This is a genomic window from Bacteroides sp. LFL-34, assembly GCF_027257075.1.
Taxonomy (GTDB): Bacteria; Bacteroidota; Bacteroidia; order Bacteroidales; family Bacteroidaceae; genus Bacteroides; species Bacteroides ovatus.
Genome location: NZ_JAPQKZ010000030.1, coordinates 26,815 through 44,228, shown reverse-complemented (window position 1 = coordinate 44,228; position 17,414 = coordinate 26,815). Strand labels below are relative to the sequence as shown.

Here is a 17,414-nt window from a genome sequence, read left to right as displayed (position 1 = left end):
CCGATTAATTTTCATTGTAGATAAAACGTGCAGGAGCACCGGTTGTCCAAGGACTCCACAATGTTGCCCCTCCATCATGAAGAATACATTGATGAGACATATCATCAGTGACCAACAGATAACAGTACGGTCCGGTATGATTAGTGATTGCATCACCGCTCCATTGACCGGAAGCACACAAATTGAATTTCCAGTCGTTCAAATGCGCCTGTCCTTTTACTGATTCATAATATTCAGGATCTTTCAATACATTCCATTGACCTTCGGCAGTTCCGGCTTCTGCAAACAAATTCTTATATTCCTGTATGGTCGGCAAACGCCATCCCTTAGGTGCTATCTTATCACGAATATCGTAATGATAATGCACTCCATAGGCTTTCACTCTACCTTCTCCGAGCGATGCAGGTGTCTTTTTGAAATTATTCGCTTCAATATCTGTACCATCAGCATATTTAGTTGCGCACAGGTTATCTGCCAACCAAACCAATGATGTTTTGTCACTATAAAATATACGAACAACACGATAAGTAATCTTTTCATCTCCACGAACATCTATGAAGCGCATCATTTCTGTCATATTCAGTACTCCGGAAGAACGTGACACCCATTGCCCATCATCAGTCTTCACATTCCAATACACAGAATTGGAAGTCCAACGTTTGATAGAAAGTTTATCGAGCAGTGCCTGAAGTTCTTCATGAGTCAATGATGATTTACCATTCACAACTCCCACACTATGTTCGGCAACCGTCTGTTTCATTTCAGGATCCAGTGAGAAACAAAGCGAGTACGAGGTAGATTCAGGCCATTCCTGGGTATCCCATTCAAACTGCACAGCAGTCTCCGGGGCATTTTCAGCCAAAGAAATCTTAGTCAAATCTTCCGGCTGCACTAATTTGCTAGTCATACGTTTCACCCGAATGGTGCGTGCTTCCGAAGCTGCTGCGGTTATATTACCGGTTTCTTTGACTGTCCAATACAGTACCGCTTCCTGCCCCGCTTTAATTCCCAATTGAGAAAAACTCTGATCGGCAGTCAGTGCAGATATCGCAACAGAAGTCGATTTTCCTGCATCAATTATCACCGGTTCTTTGAATTTCCTGTCAGTACAAATAAGTAGCTTTGCTCCATTTTCCAGAGGTTTCTCCCAAGAGAAACTATATTTCTCAATCGATAAATCATTCAAATCAATGATCGCTCCATCTTGAGGCGCGCTCAAGTAAATATCCGACATCGGAATGATTACATTGTACTTGTCTTCCTTACATCCGGCAAGCAACAAGATTCCTAATAGACTATATAATAAATGTTTCATAATGCTATCTATTTTTTAGTAACCGGGATTTTGAATTATAATGCCTTGTCCTTCAGTAATCAGATGAGTAGGCAACGGGAATTTCTCATATTTATATTGTCCATCCACTTTCGTTTCTATTTTACCTGTCGGCTGTCCAGCAAATCTTGCTTTGGCAAGTGCTGCTTCAATAAATTTTCCGTGGCGGATCAAATCCTGACGACGCACTCCTTCAAAATAAAATTCATGTCCACGTTCTTCCAACAATTTATCCAGAAAATCTTCTACAGATGAAAAATCACTCAATTGATAAGCTTTTAGTCCACCATGAGTAACCCGCACCTGATTCAACAGGCCAATCGCCTCTTGAGTGATACTGTTTCCATTGCGAACGATAGCTTCCGAAAGTAAAGTCAATACATCCGCATAACGATAGATGGGCATATCTATTTCGCACTTCTCACCTACTACCCCCTCAATTTTATATTTCACCGGAATTGCACCGTAGAAGAGTATACCTGTCGTACCACCGTCACGGTCAAGCGCCCGGCTATGGTGTACGCCCTCTGTACCTGTATATTCACCAATAATTCTTTCACGTCTCTTGTCTTTAGGATCATAAGATTCGTATGCAGGCCAGGATATTTTAAATCCTCCCCAGGCAGTCACCGACATTCCGGCAGGAAGCGGATAGTCAGAAGTCAGTACGTGAGCGAACCATTTCTGTTCCATCACACCGGCCTCGGCCACACATGAGAATATGACTTCCGAATTCTTTTCACCAGATAAAGAGAACAGAGAGTTATAATCGTCTACCAATTTATAACCGTATTCCGGTTTTGTCAATTCACGTCCTATTTTCTCCGCCTCATCCCATTGCTTGGTCATCATGTAGAATTTCAGCAATAATGTATTGGCCAATCCTTTGGTGAAGCGTCCGTAATTTGTATCTTCATACTTATAGGGCAACACATTAGCTGCATCTTTCAAGTTGGAAACAATGTATTCACGCATAGCTTCTTCCGACAAACGTGGAATAACAATCTCTGCTTCCGGTTTTTGCAAAGTCTCCAGATCGGCGATAGGTATCGGACCATACATATCATACATCAGAAAAGCCAGGAAACCACGTCCGCATTTCAATTCCGCCATATAGCGAGCTTTCAAGGTTTCATCCATATTCACGTCCTTGATGCGATCCATTGTCAAAGTCATGGAAGCCAAATACTGGGAATAGTCATACACACGACGATAGTCACCGTCGATATGCCAGTCATTAGCTTCATACGAATTGTATACGGTAGTCCATCCCCAAGTGTTTTCCACATAATCGGTTACCATTTCCGAAGTCGTCACATAGCCTGCCGCTACTTCAAAAATTCCCCACGGAGAAAACACATAATAAGCACTCGAATTGACCAAAGCATTTACATCTTCAGCATTTTGGGGAAACATTCCCGGATTAATTTTATTATATACTTCCTGCTCCAGCGTACAAGACGAAATGAGGAACAAGAGAGTTGCTATTGCAGTATAAATTGTCTTTTTCATATTCATCACTTATTAGAAAGATATTGATACACCAAAATTATATGAGGTTACATTCGGATATGCATAGGTTCCATTGTCCGTTTCCGGGTCCAGACCTGTCCAGTTAGTAATCACAAATGGATTATTCACGTCTACATATACACGGAGATTCTTGGCAATCTTCTGGCTGATAGGCACTTTATATCCTAATGTAATGCTTCCACAACGAACGTAATAGATAGATTTCACATAGTAATCCCCCCATCCGCTTCCACCTCTGACAAATGTCGGATCTGTGGCTGTCAGGTTATTGCTATTAAAAGCTTTCAGGGCATAAGTAGAAACATTGATACCATTGTCCATACGTGTCCAGCCCTCATAATAACTGGCTCCTCTCTTTCTGCCGGCTTCTCCATAGAAATAGATATTCAAGTCGAAGTTCTTATATCTGAACGAGTTGTTCAGACCGTAGATAATTTTAGGATCACCATTACCCATATATACTTTATCCTCATCTCCCAATACTCCGTTTCCATCGCGGTCTTTCAACTTCATCATACCCGGAACCAAGTCTTTTTGAGCGTCTGGAACTTTTTCTCCCGGTTGCAGGATGCCAAGCGCTTCATATTCCCACCATGCACGAATCGGATCATTTTCTTTTTCATAAGGTTTGGGTTTCCAGTTCGGGTCACGTGTCAGCCAACGGTCATTGTAATGTGACAAGGTTAATGTCGTATCCCATTCAAAATCTTTAGTAACGATATTCACCGTATTCACAGTGATTTCCACACCCTGACTTTGTGTTGATCCTATATTACCCGCTATTTTATTTATTTCATTATAAAAAGGCAATGGTTTATTTGTCACCAACAAGTCTGTAATCTTACGTTTGAAATATTCGGCTGTCAACTTAAACCGGTTGTTGAGTATACCTAGATCCACACCTACATTAAATTCCGTAGTCGTTTCCCAAGTCAGGCTCCTGTTGCCCAAATCCGAAGCATATACTCCTGTTGATTCTGCACCTCCGATAATGGCACTTCTTCCCACTTCATAATAGTCGTAAATGCGATAACCGACATTAGAGTTACCCGTCTGTCCATAAGAAGTTCTTAACTTCAACATAGACAACCAGTTTGAAGCCCCTTTCATGAAATTTTCTTCACTTATCATCCAACCGGCTGATACGGACGGGAAATAACCCCAACGATTTTCCGGGGCGAAATTGGAAGCAGCATCAGCACGAACTGTAGCTTCCAGTAAATATCTGCCTTTATACGAGTAATTGGCACGGGCAAACAAAGAAGCAATACTGTTAATAGAAGCCCATGAACCTACAGATGGTTTCTTGTAATTTCCTGAACCCAAACTATTATATCCAAAGCCATCTACAAGAAAATCTTCATTTCCGGCACTCAATCCATCATTTTTAAATTTTTGGAACGAATAACCACCAATAGCTTTCACGTTATGATCGCCAAAGCTCTTGGAGTATTGAGCTGTCAGCTCCATCAGATAGGCAGTACTTGTTTCCTGCGAAATATCCGCTCTTCCGTTTTTGGTCTTTCCCTGCAAAGTTGTCTTAGGCAAATAGCTGGAACGTTTCTGGAAACTACGGTCGACACCTAACTGCAACTTCACTTCCAAGTCTTTCAACGGTTTCACGGATACGAATGCAGATCCTATGATCCGGTCTTTTACCGTATTATCCTTAATATCCAACAAAGACACCGGATTCGCAACGAAGGGACGTTTCGGATCAATGAAATAATTTCCTTCAGAGTCATAGATAGGAATTGTAGGATTGGATTGGATAGCACCGGTCAATACGCCGGAATATTCATTGGCATTGTCTCCCAGAGGAACATTGTCATACTTATTCTGCGAGTAAGTAGCAGTCAGTCCGAAAGAAACATATTCACTCAATTCTTGATCCAGATTCAAACGGGCAGAAAAACGACTGACACCATTATTCTTGACAATTCCTTCTTGGTTCATATAGTTGACAGAAGCCAGATAACGAGTTTTCTCCGTACCACCATTCACAGAAAGATTGTGCTGTTGCGTATATCCATTGCGCATCACCGCATCCAACCAATCGGTACCGCTAGCAGTCAATATTTCATCATTATTGAAAGTGGGTTTATATTGAGTAGGCGGAGTGTCCTGCTTCTCAACATATCCTTCATAAATACCCATTCCGTTCAACTTTAACCACTCTTCATGCATCTGTTTATTATACATATCCATATACATACGAGTATCAAGCATCTTGTAGTTGGAACGAGCTACCTGCACCGACCCCATACCGGAATAAGTCACTCTGGGCTTTTGACTTTTACCACGTTTAGTGGTAATCAAAACAACTCCATGTCCGGCACGCGCACCATAAATAGCTGTGGAAGCAGCATCTTTCAACACAGAAATGGATTCAATATCATCCGGATTCAATGATTCCAGTACATTATCAATATTACCCGATTCATAGAAACCATTACCAGAACTTAAATTGGAAGTAGAAGACACCGGGAAGCCGTCGATTACAAATAAAGGTTCATTACCAGCACCGGTAGACGCTTCTCCACGAATACGAAACTTCGCCTCACCACCCGGTTGTGCAGAAACCTGGTTCACACGGAACCCCGCTGCTTTACCCGCCAACGCACGAGATACATTCGGTACGGTATTCATCTCCACATCTCCCATGTTTACCATAGAAACGGCACCGGTCAATGTCTTCTTGCTCTGTGTACCATAACCCACCACTACCACTTCATCGAGTTGTTTGGAATCTTCCTGCAAAATGATTTTCATATTTTTTCCGGGTTGCACGGCAACCGTTTGAGACTGATAGCCGATATAGGAGATATCGAGCTGTGCCTTCGATGAAGAGACGGAGATTTTGAAGTTCCCGTCAATATCTGTTATCGTACCGTTACCCTGTACTCCTTTTTCTAATACACTGGCTCCGATAATCGGCTCCCCCTGTGCATCTGATATAGTACCGGATACGGTTATTTTCTTTTCTTGTTCAGGAGACTGTGCCTCAATGGATAATATAATCTTCTTGTCTAGTACCGAATATTTTACATTAGTACCGGAAAAGATTTCTTTCAACACACTAAAAATGTTGCTTTTATCAGCAGAAACTGATACGCGACGATTCAAATCGACATGCTTATTATTGAAGAAGAAATCAAAATCAGACTGCTCTTCAATTTCTTTTAGAATGTCCTCCACCCGCTGATTACGTACATCAATACTGATTAAAGCCTTTTGAGCGTAACTATCGGCTGCATAGGTCAGCCCAATAGAACATACTAAGAACAAAACCAATAGTCTCATAGATAATGGGATTTTTTTTGAGGTTAGCCAAAGTGACTTTACCACCCATAAAAATTGGATGCTAAAATAATTTTGCATAATTTTGTAATGACTTAAAGTTAATAAAAAGTTTATCTAAGCTTGTCGCCAAACAAGCATCAAAAAGATTTACCGATTTCCATACGGGAAGATACGCCAATATCCTCCCGTATGTTTTTGTTTAAGGGGGTCTGTCTTTCATTGCATTTTTGTTTTAAGGTTAATCAATCAATATATTTCTATTTTACTCTTTTCATCTTTTATATCCGGCGAATCAAGATAACGCCAACGGATTTGAGAAGAAAGCTGGAAATATTCCAGAATACGCTCGAGGCGTTGATTTGTAAACGTACCTGTAAATGAGTCTCCTTTCAAACGGTCGTTTTTAATAATGAATTCCACATTATACCGCTTCTCCAACATTCGTAATCCCTCTTCGAGAGGAGTATTTCTAAATATAATCTTTCCCTCTTTCCAAGCTATTTCCGACTCACCGGAGGTGGCATAAAGCTGCACTTTACTGTCTCTTGTATCATAGACCAGCTTCTGTCCGGGATCCATCAGCACCTTTTTCGAACCATTGTCAGATGAATAAATAAAACCTATTTTTCCTTCAACCAATGTTGCTGCAATCCGGTCTTCTTTTTCATAAGCCTCTACATTAAAATGAGTTCCCAGTACTTCGATCTGTGATTGGTGGGAAGTAGAAACTATAAACTTCTTTTCCGGGTTCTTGGCTACTTCAAAATAAGCCTCTCCCTGCAATGTTACATTTCTCGTGTCGCTATCGAAGCGTGAGGGATAACTCAAGGTAGATTCGGAATTCAGGAAAACCAATGTGCCATCGGGCAATGTCAGAGAAGTCATCATTCCGGGATTTGTTTTCACTTCCATCATTTGTGCCAATTCCTGTTCGCTTCCTCCCCAATGTTGTACCATCAGAGTAACGAGAAGTGGAATGAACAGCACTGCTGCCGCACGTTGCGCCCATTCCCACCATGTCGTTTTCCTTTGTCTGTTACCTGTCATTCTACTTTTCACCTTTGTCAATGCTTTCTCTGTGTCAACTTTCGTCATGATGTGAACGGTATCTGTAGCAAGATAAAGAGCATGTATCTGTTTGGCCATCCGCCGGTTTTCTTCCGACTCATCCATCCACATCTCAACCTGCAGACGCTCTTCTTCCGTTGCCAGTCCCTCACAATAACGGGGAAGCAATTCTTCTATTGTATTTTTATCAGTCTTATCCATATTCGTATTTTATTGCCTTTTACTATAAGACAAGAGAGACTTGTGGAATTCCTAAACCAAATCTCATTTTTTTTCAGAAAATCTTTGTTTTCTTATAAAAAAGCTATATTTGCAGTGAAATATCAAACTAATACATGAAAGAAGTTCACCTGTCAGAAAGCAATTTCCTATTATCTGCTATACAGCGAGGCGACCAAAAAGCATTTGATGCACTGTTTCGGAGGTATTATCCGGCACTGTGTGCTTATGGTCATCGTTTTGTAGATCTGGAAGATGCGGAAGAAATTGTGCAGGACTCTCTTTTATGGATTTGGGAAAACAGAGAAAATCTGATTATCGAAACTTCACTTAGTTCATACCTCTTTAAAATGATATACCGCAAAGCTCTGAACAAGCTTGCACATATTGATGCCACCCAACGTGCCGACACTCGATTTTATGAAGAGATGCAGGAGATGCTGCAAGATACGGATCTTTATCAAGTTGAAGAGTTGACACAACGCATCAAGGATGCCATCGCCACATTGCCGGAAAGTTATCGGGAAGCTTTTGTGATGCATAGGTTCCGGGATATGAGTTATAAAGAAATAGCGGAAATTCTGGGAATATCTCCCAAAACAGTAGATTACCGTATTCAACAAGCATTAAAGCAACTACGCGTAGATTTAAAGGATTATCTGCCATTATTACTACCGATTCTATTTCCTTAAAACCAACCATCTATTTTCTTATCTATTACTATCTGTCTATTAAAGTACTAATAGATAACTTCCGTTGTATTAGAGGTAAACTTGCATTCCCCTACTGCCAAACTTCTTTTTGGCTACGAGAAAACTATAATTGCAAGCTTCATTTATACAACTGCAAGTTCCGGTTATATAAATGCAACTTGCAATTATACAATCAGAACTTGCGTTTATAGTTTCTTCTTGGTCAAAGACAACTTATCCAATAAGGGAAAGGAAGTTTGCAATAAGAGTATAGCAACTTATCTACTGATAGATTGGAAAGAAGTAAAGCATTAATTCTGCCGATAAGGTAAGGTAAACCAGAAAGTAGATCCTTTGTTCTCTTTCGACTCCACTCCTATTTTCCCTCCCAAGCGGTCTACAATCGTATGGCAGATAGAAAGTCCCAGTCCGGTACCTTGCACAAAGGAATTGTACTTCACAAACCGTTCGAAGACATGAATACACTGTTCAGAAGACATTCCACAGCCTGTATCCGACACATAAAAATAAATCGTTTCAGGATCAAGCAAACGATATCCCATACGGATAGTACCCACCTCTGTAAATTTGATGGCGTTAACTGCAAAATTGGCAAGCAGCTGAATCAAACGGTTCTTATCCGTATACAATGTACATTGGGACAGTCTCTCCGCAAATGTGAAAGTCACATTATTGTGCCGAAGACGTAGCTGCATACTTTGCTCGATTTCTTCAAGCGTCTGGTTCACATCAATCAAGGCAGGATAGAAATCGAATGTACCGGCTTCAATCTTCGACAAATCCAGAATATCATTAATCAACTGGAGCAACAAATCCGTATTTGTTCCAATGAGTTCTACATATTCGGACATTTCTTCACGGTTTTCTACATGAGGAAGCATATTGGAGAATCCTACAATGGCATTCAAGGGGGTACGTATCTCATGACTCATATTAGCCAGGAATGCGGATTTCAATTGATTGGCCTGTTCCGCTTTTTCCATTGCTTCATGCAGGCGACTATATGCTTTCCGAAGAATGCTGATATAATATATGATAGCAACAATCAAAATCAACAAAAAGAATGAACAGGAAAGTATTTGAATGTAATACTGTTGAAAAAAAGTCTTGGGCTCATTGACATAAACCGCATCGTCTGGATAGCGGGAAGAAGGTATATTGTAGGATTTCAACACTTGATAGCAGAGATTGGCACTTCCTTCTCCTCCCGCCCCACCGGGAATATCACGTGCCTGTTCTCCATCCAAGACACGACCAAGTATTTCCAGCAAAGATTTACAGAACGATTCCGTCGAAACGTAATATCCTCCTGCAAAAGTATTATTCGACAAGTCTTCGGGAGAAAGTAAAAACAATGGAGATGGAGTAAAATTGACAATCACTTCCTGAATATGATCAAAAAGATAGTTATTATCATTTTTGTTATGCGACTCAAACCAAGAATAATAAATGATTCCCGTATTCGGTTTATAACAACGTAAAGTATCCAACAACATTTCTGTAGATAATTGAGTGGTGGAAAGTAAATCCAGATTCAAGTCCGGGAAGTTCTCTTCTACAGCTTCCTTTACATCTCCGCGAGTTTCTTCACTGATATACCTATCGTCGGAGATAAACGCCAGACGTTCCATATCAGGTATCAGTTTATAAATTAAATCGATTGTCTCCTTTACATAATAATATTGCTTCAAGATAGTTATATTATATCCCCGCCTCCATTCATCGCCGGAAACTGTATTGGCTTCCGTCAACGGGGCATGAGATAATAAGACCTCAAGAGAAGCAGGTAAATGGTCGCGGGCATTTGTCACGATTACCGGAACTTCTTTCCATACATCATCAAATAATTCGCGGCAAACAATCCATCCCGGATCTCCAATCATCACGATAGCAGTGGGAGGTTCCGGATACTTCTGACGCAAATGGGTGACTACGGCATTCGCCTCCATCTCATTCACCAGAGCAGGTACGGAAAGCGATTCCGCCTTCACAGAAATTCTTTGTTTCTGAAGAGCATCATGAAGACACCAATAAAAGTTTTTAGCCCAAGGCAGATTGAAATTAATCGAGTTTAAAACCAGTACTTCTTTATTTGTATTTTCGGTTCGGGCTGACGCAGGTGATAAGAACCCTTCAATAAAAAGGAATAATCCAAGGAGGAATGGAATGATCCGTAACGATTGTTTCATTTGTGGTATTCTATAAATAGCGGAAGCAAAGATAGTATTAATTTCTTTAGTGCAAAAAAAAGGCATCCCAAAACGAATTGAGATGCCCTTTATTATATAAAATTAAGTATCAAAGGATTATGATTTCTTCAAAGCCGCAATACTTTCTTTCAAAGAATTAATGATGCTCTCTGCATCGGCTTGCTTCTTACGTTCCAGTTCAAGAACGGCAGCCGGAGCATTATTGACGAATTTCTCGTTGCTAAGTTTCTTCATCACTCCCTGCAAGAATCCTTCTTTATGCTTCAATTCGGCTTCCATACGGGCGATTTCGGCTTCCACGTCAATCATATTACCCAATGGCACGGCAAATTCGGTCGTTCCTATCATGAAAGAAGAAGCACCTTCTGATTTGCTTTCTACCACTGTTACGGAAGACAGGTTACACATCTTGATAATCACCGGATTCAATTTCTCTACCGGATGAGTGCCTACAACCTGCAATTCGAGTTCTTCTTTCAGAGCAATGTTCTTCTGCAAACGGATGCTACGGACATTACTGATGATTTCCTTAGCTACTTCAAACTCTGCCAGGAATTGTTCATTTGCTCCGACCGGTTCAAACAGTTGAGTAACCATCAAACTTTCACCCGGTTCACGCTCACGCAGTTGTTGCCACAATTCTTCTGTGATAAATGGCATAAAAGGATGCAGCAATTCAAGCAGACGCTCGAAAGAGCTAAGAACCATACTATAAATAAAGCCATTAACAGGCTGTCCATAAGCAGGTTTCACGATTTCCAACAGCCAAGAAGAGAATTCATCCCAGAACAGTTTGTAAACCAGCATCAACGCTTCGCTCAAACGATATTTGGAGAAGAGATCGGCCACTTCAACAGCTGCCGCATCCAGTCTTTGGTCAAACCACTGAACTGCCAGATGTGCATCGGTAGGAATCTCAATAGTACCTTTAGCATTTGTCCAGCCCTTAATCAGACGGAAAGCATTCCATATCTTGTTGCAGAAGTTACGTCCCTGTTCGCAAAGTGCGTCATCGAAAAGAATATCGTTTCCGGCAGGAGCAGAAAGCATCATACCCATACGTACTCCATCGGCTCCGTATTTCTCGATCAACTCCAACGGGTCGGGAGAATTACCGAGTGACTTGGACATTTTACGTCCCAGTTTATCACGAACGATCCCTGTGAAGTAAACGTTCTTAAACGGCATCTGTCCTTCGTACTCGTAGCCTGCCATAATCATACGGGCTACCCAGAAGAAGATAATATCCGGTCCTGTCACAAGGTCGCTGGTCGGATAGTAATAGTTGATTTCTTCGTTACCCGGATTGTTAATTCCGTCGAACAAAGAGATAGGCCACAACCAGGAAGAGAACCAGGTATCCAGACAATCTTCGTCCTGACGGAGATCTTCGATTGTCAAGGCGGCATTGCCGGTTTTCTCTTTCGCTTTTGCCAATGCTTCTTCTGCTGTAGCAGCTACCACATAACCGCCCTCCGGGAGGAAGTAAGCAGGGATACGATGTCCCCACCACAACTGACGACTGATACACCAGTCTTTGATGTTCTCCATCCAGTGACGGTAGGTATTCTTGTATTTTGCAGGATAGAACTTCAGTTCATCGTTCATTACCGGAGGCAATGCCATGTCTGCAAAATGCTGCATCTTGAGGAACCATTGCATAGATAGTTTCGGTTCGATCACTACGTTGGTACGTTCCGAGTAACCTACCTTATTTGTATAGGCTTCTGTCTTGTCCAGCAGTCCGGCAGCTTCGAGGTCTTTCTCTATCTGTTTACGAACGTCGAAACGATCCATGCCGATATACATACCGGCAGCTTCGCTCAATGTACCGTTATCGTTGAAGATATCAATGCTAGGCAGGTTGTACTTTTCACCCAGCATATAGTCGTTTACGTCATGAGCAGGAGTCACTTTCAGGCAACCTGTACCAAATTCGATGTCTACATAATCATCTTCAATCACAGGGATGGCGCGGTTTACCAGCGGAACGATCACTTTCTTGCCTTTCAGCCATTCGTTTTTCGGGTCGTTCGGGTTGATACACATCGCTGTGTCACCCATGATTGTTTCAGGGCGGGTAGTTGCCACTACGGCATAGCGTCCTTCCGGATCACCTTCTACTTTATAGCGGAGGTAATATAGTTTTCCGTGCTCTTCTTTGTAGATCACTTCCTCGTCAGAAAGAGCGGTCAATGCCTTCGGGTCCCAGTTTACCATACGGACACCACGGTAGATCAATCCTTTATTGAACAGGTCTACGAAAACTTTCAGTACACTTTCACTGCGTTTCTCGTCCATAGTGAAAGCAGTACGATCCCAGTCGCAGGATGCACCGAGTTTACGAAGTTGTTTCAGGATGATACCTCCGTGTTCGTCTGTCCAATCCCAAGCATGTTTCAGGAATTCGTCACGAGTCAGGTCGGTTTTCTTGATGCCTTGAGCAGCAAGTTTGTTTACTACTTTAGCTTCAGTAGCAATAGAAGCATGGTCAGTTCCCGGTACCCAGCAGGCATTCTTGCCTTCCATACGGGCACGACGAACTAAAATATCCTGAATGGTATTATTAAGCATGTGTCCCATGTGCAACACACCGGTGACGTTCGGGGGCGGAATGACGATGGTGTAAGGTTCACGGCCATCGGGTTTCGAACTGAATAAATGATGGTCCAGCCAATACTGGTACCATTTTCCCTCCACGTCAGCGGGATTGTACTTACTTGCTAATTCCATATTGTTTTATGTATATATGATAATGTATATTCTAAAAATAACGGGTGCAAAATTAATAATTTAAATTCAAATCTTACCACCCTCGGGGTGTTTCTGTGCACGGAAAGAGAATTTATACCCCTCATAAAGAGCGAATCCGTAGAATAAAGCAGTCATTGACATCACATTTTCCAGCATAATAGAGAATATTTCTCCATAGTCCACACTTACCAGAACGTCGAAATAGGACATATCATAATCCTGGGAAATATACCCGATAATGGAAAAGAAATCACCCAGGACACAACTAATCAGGGATAATGCCGCACCGATAATTCCGAAAATGGGACGTATTCCTTTCCCTTTCCGCATGGCAAAGCCAACCATAAATCCGATAGCAATGGGCATAAATCCAATCTGACGACCCGTAGAAACAGATATCAGTCCCCATGCCACCGCACCCACAATACAGGCAGCGACTGCGTACAGTACTCCTTTGGAGAGATTCTCTTCGGCAAGCATTTCTTCTTCTGTCATAGATACCGGGAAGTCTTCCGGCTTGGGAGGGGCTAATCTTTCCAGCTCTTCATCTTTCTCAAAACTTTCACATTCTTCTTCAAAAGCAGGAAGTTCTCTGGTGCGCTTACAAACAAGACCTTTACCATTCACGAAATCACGTGATACGCAATTCCGGCAATACTTTTCAATTTCTTCTGATGTAGCCATCTTTTATCCGGTTTATGTTGAATGACTTTCCCTATTATACAAGTTATAAAGCCATTGTTAACAGATTTTTTGCAAATATAGAGGTATTTTTTCGCGCGACGTCTATTTAATGCATATTTTTGTTGACTGATATTAAACAAATGATGAAAAAGAAGCCAAATGTAAGATATTTAGCCTTAGGAGCAATCTTAATCCTGGTGTGGCTAACGCAATGGATTCCTGCTCTGGCAACAATCTATTCGCAAACAATCTACCCTTTTATCTCTTACGTTTTGTCGTTTTTTTCCAATTTATTTCCTTTTGCGATAGGAGACTTATTTATCTTCCTTAGTATCGCGGGCGTGATTATTTATCCTATTTATGCCCGTCTCCGCAAAAAGTTGCCTTGGAAGAAAGTTTTATTGCGCGACGGCGAATATCTGTTGTGGATTTATGTATGGTTCTATCTGGCTTGGGGACTGAATTATTCTCAAAAGAACTTTTACCAACGAACCGAAATCCCGTATACAGCCTACACTCCCGAAAATTTTCAGGAGTTCGTTGACGACTATATCACCCAATTAAATCGTTCGTACACCCCTGTAAATAGTATCAACCAGGATTTGATACGGGAAGAAACCGTACGAATCTATAATCAGTTAAGTGATAGCTTGGGCGTGCACCGACCTCCACACGATCATCCGAGAGTAAAGACCATGTTGTTTACTCCGTTCATTTCCATGGTAGGAGTAACCGGTAGCATGGGGCCTTTCTTCTGCGAATTCACCCTTAACGGAGATTTGCTTCCCGCCAACTATCCCGCCACTTATGCTCATGAACTAGCCCACTTGTTAGGTATCACCAGCGAAGCGGAAGCCAATTTCTATGCCTATCAGGTTTGTACCCGTTCACAGGCAATGGGTATCCGTTTCTCCGGATATTTCTCTGTACTGGGGCATGTACTGGGGAATGCAAAAAGATTACTTTCAGAAGAAGAATATGCAAAACTCTTTCAACGCATCCGACCGGAAATTATTGAATTAGCCAAGAATAATCAAGCCTATTGGGCTGCCAAGTATAGCCCGGTAGTGGGAGCCGTACAGGATTGGATATACGATCTTTACCTGAAAGGAAACAAGATAGAAAGTGGCCGCCAGAACTACTCGGAAGTAGTAGGGTTATTGATTTCTTACCAGGAATGGAAAAAAATGAATTAAATAGATAGATTTATGTCACATACCAGACAAGAACAGATGGAAGCCTTTGGACGCTTCCTGGACATTCTCGACGAACTGCGTGTTAAATGTCCCTGGGACCGTAAACAGACGAATGAAAGTCTGCGTCCCAACACCATAGAAGAGACTTACGAACTTTGCGATGCCCTGATGAGGGATGACAAGAAAGAAATCTGCAAAGAGTTGGGAGACGTATTATTGCACGTCGCTTTCTATGCTAAGATAGGCTCGGAAACAGGAGATTTTGACATCAAAGATGTTTGCGACAAGCTGTGCGATAAGCTGATTTTCCGCCATCCGCATGTCTTCGGAGAGGTGAAAGCAGATACAGCCGGACAAGTTTCCGAGAACTGGGAACAGTTGAAACTTAAAGAGAAAGATGGAAATAAGAGTGTATTAAGCGGTGTGCCCGCTGCCCTGCCCTCGCTTATCAAGGCTTACCGTATTCAGGACAAAGCCCGCAATGTAGGTTTCGACTGGGAAGAACGGGAACAGGTTTGGGATAAAGTGAAAGAAGAAATAGGTGAGTTTCAGGAGGAAGTGGCCAACATGGATAAAGAGAAAGCGGAAGCTGAATTCGGCGACGTGATGTTCAGCCTCATCAATGCGGCACGCCTTTATAAAATCAATCCCGATAATGCACTAGAACTTACCAACCAGAAGTTTATCCGCCGTTTCAATTATCTGGAAGAGCACACCATCAAGGAAGGAAAAAGTCTGAAAGATATGTCTCTCGAAGAGATGGATGCCATTTGGAATGAAGCAAAGAAAAAAGGACTGTAACTTCCTTACCGACATAAAAAAACAGAGGCTCTATTCCCACCGGACAGAGCCTCCATTTTACTCAAACAGAGCGTCTGTTCATACGAATCGGACGCTCTGTTTTCTTTATTTCTTCTTTGAATCGTCTCCCTTGTCTTTGCTACGATTCATACCTTTTATCATTTCGCGGTGAAAACGCATCTCTGCACGTTGCACGAGAAAAATCTTCTTGCTTGAAAGAATCTTTTTAAACTTACCCAAATAAGTTTTATCAAGCTGGTCGGCAGCAATACGGTTGTTGGCTACCTTCTCATTGATTTCTGCATATTGAGCTTCCGTCGTTTTATCATCCTTGCCTTTGCGCATCAAATCCCATGACTCATCATTCAGTTTCTTCTTTTTATCCTGGAGTTCAAAATAAACGGGAAAGAACTTGGCTGCTTCTTCTTTATTCAATCCAGCCTGTTCGATAATGAAAGCTTTTTGTTTTGCCCTGAACTCCTCCCGGGATAAATGCTGATCACATCCATCAGCAGCCCAAAGAACAGGCATAAAGCCACATAACAAAACGACCAATGCGATAAGTTTTCTCATTTTCTGTATTCAATCAGTTTTTATAAATCATTCTACACTTGCATCACTCAAATAAACATATAACGAATAATCATCCAGCATGGCACGATCCACTGCTACATCAATCATTTCGTCAGATACGACTACTTCAGTATCCACTTCTGTCACCGCTACATCATCTGCTGCAGCAGGTTTATGATCTGTTGACGCTACCCGGATAATCAAGGCCGCCCCTACGAACATAGCTGCCATATAGAGCAATGGTTTCAGTCTTGTCCATGTGCTGACAGGTTCTTCCTTAAAAGCAACTTTCTCTTTTTCAGGAAGTTTATTCATTACCTCCGAAGTCAGGTTCTCAAAGTAACCATCGGGCACTTTGAAGGAATTTTCCTTTCCAAGCTTCTTCAATAAAATATCTTCTTCTTTCATACGTTTTTCTCCTCTCTTTTCATTAGACAGTGTCTCATTTAAAAGGTTTAATCTATTTCTTCTAAAAACTTCTCAATTTTCTTCACCGCATGATGATAAGATGCTTTCAGTGCACCGACCGACGTGCCGAAGATCTCCGACATCTCTTCGTACTTCATTTCCTGATAGTATTTCAGGTTGAACACCATACGCTGCTTTTCGGGCAAAGTCTGCAAGGCTTTTTGCAAGCACATCTGTATCTTGTCGCCCGAAAAGTAGGCGTCACTTTCCAGCTTTTGCACAACTACTGCTTCGGGATCGTCAATATCCACGGTAGTCATGGCACGCTGCTTATTCAGAAAGGTAAGACACTCATTCAGCGCGATGCGATAGAGCCAGGTCGACAGCTTCGCCTCGGCACGGAAATAATCGATATTCGTCCATGCCTTGATGAAAGTGTTTTGCAGGAGATCGTTCGCATCCTCATGCGACAGTACCATCCGGCGGATTTGCCAATACAATTGCTCGCTATACTGCCCCACAATCATTTCAAATCCTTTCCGCTGTGTACTCTCCTCCTGAAGGAGTTTCAGAACTTCGCGTTCGTTATAAGGAATCATAATCTCTCGTATCTGTATGT

Annotated in this window: 13 protein-coding genes; 3 read left to right on the top strand and 10 right to left on the bottom strand. The window is 41.8% G+C overall.

From position 1 onward, the window contains the following. Positions 1 to 4 precede the first annotated feature (4 nt). From N5O98_RS17370 to N5O98_RS17355, 4 genes are all read right to left on the bottom strand, one after another. On the bottom strand, positions 5 to 1,315 hold the full coding sequence (locus tag N5O98_RS17370; protein WP_118161371.1) for a SusE domain-containing protein: 1,311 nt from the start codon (positions 1,313 to 1,315) through the stop codon (positions 5 to 7). A 15-nt stretch (positions 1,316 to 1,330) separates the two neighbouring features. Continuing rightward, positions 1,331 to 2,845 carry a RagB/SusD family nutrient uptake outer membrane protein gene (locus N5O98_RS17365; protein WP_004325012.1) on the bottom strand — a complete coding sequence of 505 codons (1,515 nt, stop codon included), beginning with the start codon at positions 2,843 to 2,845 and terminating at the stop codon, positions 1,331 to 1,333. Between the two features lie 12 nt (positions 2,846 to 2,857). Continuing rightward, positions 2,858 to 6,247 carry a TonB-dependent receptor gene (locus tag N5O98_RS17360; RefSeq protein ID WP_008775515.1) on the bottom strand — a complete coding sequence of 1,130 codons (3,390 nt, stop codon included), beginning with the start codon at positions 6,245 to 6,247 and terminating at the stop codon, positions 2,858 to 2,860. Between the two features lie 168 nt (positions 6,248 to 6,415). Then, positions 6,416 to 7,438 (bottom strand): FecR family protein, encoded by a 1,023-nt coding sequence (locus N5O98_RS17355; RefSeq protein WP_004304641.1) that lies wholly within the window; start codon positions 7,436 to 7,438, stop codon positions 6,416 to 6,418. Positions 7,439 to 7,572: 134 nt separating this feature from the next. On the opposite strand from N5O98_RS17355, the gene N5O98_RS17350 reads away from it, so the two are divergent. Next, the gene (locus N5O98_RS17350; RefSeq protein ID WP_004304640.1) at positions 7,573 to 8,148 is read left to right on the top strand and encodes an RNA polymerase sigma-70 factor; all 576 of its coding nucleotides are present in this window, start codon (positions 7,573 to 7,575) and stop codon (positions 8,146 to 8,148) included. A gap of 311 nt (positions 8,149 to 8,459) precedes the next feature. Here the strand turns inward: N5O98_RS17350 and N5O98_RS17345 are convergent, their stop codons facing one another. The 3 genes from N5O98_RS17345 to N5O98_RS17335 form a co-directional block, all read right to left on the bottom strand. Continuing rightward, positions 8,460 to 10,358 (bottom strand): sensor histidine kinase, encoded by a 1,899-nt coding sequence (locus N5O98_RS17345; RefSeq protein ID WP_004304639.1) that lies wholly within the window; start codon positions 10,356 to 10,358, stop codon positions 8,460 to 8,462. A gap of 117 nt (positions 10,359 to 10,475) precedes the next feature. Next, the gene (locus tag N5O98_RS17340) at positions 10,476 to 13,112 is read right to left on the bottom strand and encodes a valine--tRNA ligase (RefSeq protein WP_022199119.1); all 2,637 of its coding nucleotides are present in this window, start codon (positions 13,110 to 13,112) and stop codon (positions 10,476 to 10,478) included. 66 nt (positions 13,113 to 13,178) lie between these two features. After that, a complete protein-coding gene (locus N5O98_RS17335) occupies positions 13,179 to 13,817 on the bottom strand; it encodes a hypothetical protein (protein WP_004309825.1) in 639 nt (212 codons plus the stop codon). Between the two features lie 140 nt (positions 13,818 to 13,957). On the opposite strand from N5O98_RS17335, the gene N5O98_RS17330 reads away from it, so the two are divergent. Both N5O98_RS17330 and mazG read left to right on the top strand, forming a co-directional pair. Further along, positions 13,958 to 15,013: a DUF3810 domain-containing protein gene (locus N5O98_RS17330; RefSeq protein WP_004304636.1), complete on the top strand. Its 1,056-nt coding sequence runs from the start codon at positions 13,958 to 13,960 to the stop codon at positions 15,011 to 15,013. A gap of 12 nt (positions 15,014 to 15,025) precedes the next feature. Then, entirely contained in the window at positions 15,026 to 15,814 is a 789-nt protein-coding gene (mazG, locus tag N5O98_RS17325; RefSeq protein WP_004304635.1) for a nucleoside triphosphate pyrophosphohydrolase, read from the top strand. Between the two features lie 105 nt (positions 15,815 to 15,919). Here mazG and N5O98_RS17320 read toward each other — a convergent pair whose 3' ends face one another. From N5O98_RS17320 to N5O98_RS17310, 3 genes are read right to left on the bottom strand one after another with little or no spacing between them, the layout of a single operon-like run. After that, on the bottom strand, positions 15,920 to 16,387 hold the full coding sequence (locus N5O98_RS17320; protein WP_004301847.1) for a hypothetical protein: 468 nt from the start codon (positions 16,385 to 16,387) through the stop codon (positions 15,920 to 15,922). A gap of 27 nt (positions 16,388 to 16,414) precedes the next feature. Continuing rightward, positions 16,415 to 16,795: a hypothetical protein gene (locus N5O98_RS17315; RefSeq protein ID WP_004301846.1), complete on the bottom strand. Its 381-nt coding sequence runs from the start codon at positions 16,793 to 16,795 to the stop codon at positions 16,415 to 16,417. A 47-nt stretch (positions 16,796 to 16,842) separates the two neighbouring features. Beyond that, positions 16,843 to 17,394 carry an RNA polymerase sigma factor gene (locus N5O98_RS17310; RefSeq protein WP_004304634.1) on the bottom strand — a complete coding sequence of 184 codons (552 nt, stop codon included), beginning with the start codon at positions 17,392 to 17,394 and terminating at the stop codon, positions 16,843 to 16,845. Positions 17,395 to 17,414: the final 20 nt, after the last annotated feature.

Excerpts from the sequence above, each read along its gene's own strand:
- N5O98_RS17370 (WP_118161371.1), bottom strand. The coding sequence starts at position 1,315 with ATGAAACATTTATTATATAGTCTATTAGGAATCTTGTTGCTTGCCGGA.
- N5O98_RS17365 (WP_004325012.1), bottom strand. The coding sequence starts at position 2,845 with ATGAAAAAGACAATTTATACTGCAATAGCAACTCTCTTGTTCCTCATT.
- N5O98_RS17360 (WP_008775515.1), bottom strand. The coding sequence starts at position 6,247 with ATGCAAAATTATTTTAGCATCCAATTTTTATGGGTGGTAAAGTCACTT.
- N5O98_RS17355 (WP_004304641.1), bottom strand. The coding sequence starts at position 7,438 with ATGGATAAGACTGATAAAAATACAATAGAAGAATTGCTTCCCCGTTAT.
- N5O98_RS17350 (WP_004304640.1), top strand. The coding sequence starts at position 7,573 with ATGAAAGAAGTTCACCTGTCAGAAAGCAATTTCCTATTATCTGCTATA.
- N5O98_RS17345 (WP_004304639.1), bottom strand. The coding sequence starts at position 10,358 with ATGAAACAATCGTTACGGATCATTCCATTCCTCCTTGGATTATTCCTT.
- N5O98_RS17340 (WP_022199119.1), bottom strand. The coding sequence starts at position 13,112 with ATGGAATTAGCAAGTAAGTACAATCCCGCTGACGTGGAGGGAAAATGG.
- N5O98_RS17335 (WP_004309825.1), bottom strand. The coding sequence starts at position 13,817 with ATGGCTACATCAGAAGAAATTGAAAAGTATTGCCGGAATTGCGTATCA.
- N5O98_RS17330 (WP_004304636.1), top strand. The coding sequence starts at position 13,958 with ATGATGAAAAAGAAGCCAAATGTAAGATATTTAGCCTTAGGAGCAATC.
- mazG (WP_004304635.1), top strand. The coding sequence starts at position 15,026 with ATGTCACATACCAGACAAGAACAGATGGAAGCCTTTGGACGCTTCCTG.
- N5O98_RS17320 (WP_004301847.1), bottom strand. The coding sequence starts at position 16,387 with ATGAGAAAACTTATCGCATTGGTCGTTTTGTTATGTGGCTTTATGCCT.
- N5O98_RS17315 (WP_004301846.1), bottom strand. The coding sequence starts at position 16,795 with ATGAAAGAAGAAGATATTTTATTGAAGAAGCTTGGAAAGGAAAATTCC.
- N5O98_RS17310 (WP_004304634.1), bottom strand. The coding sequence starts at position 17,394 with ATGATTCCTTATAACGAACGCGAAGTTCTGAAACTCCTTCAGGAGGAG.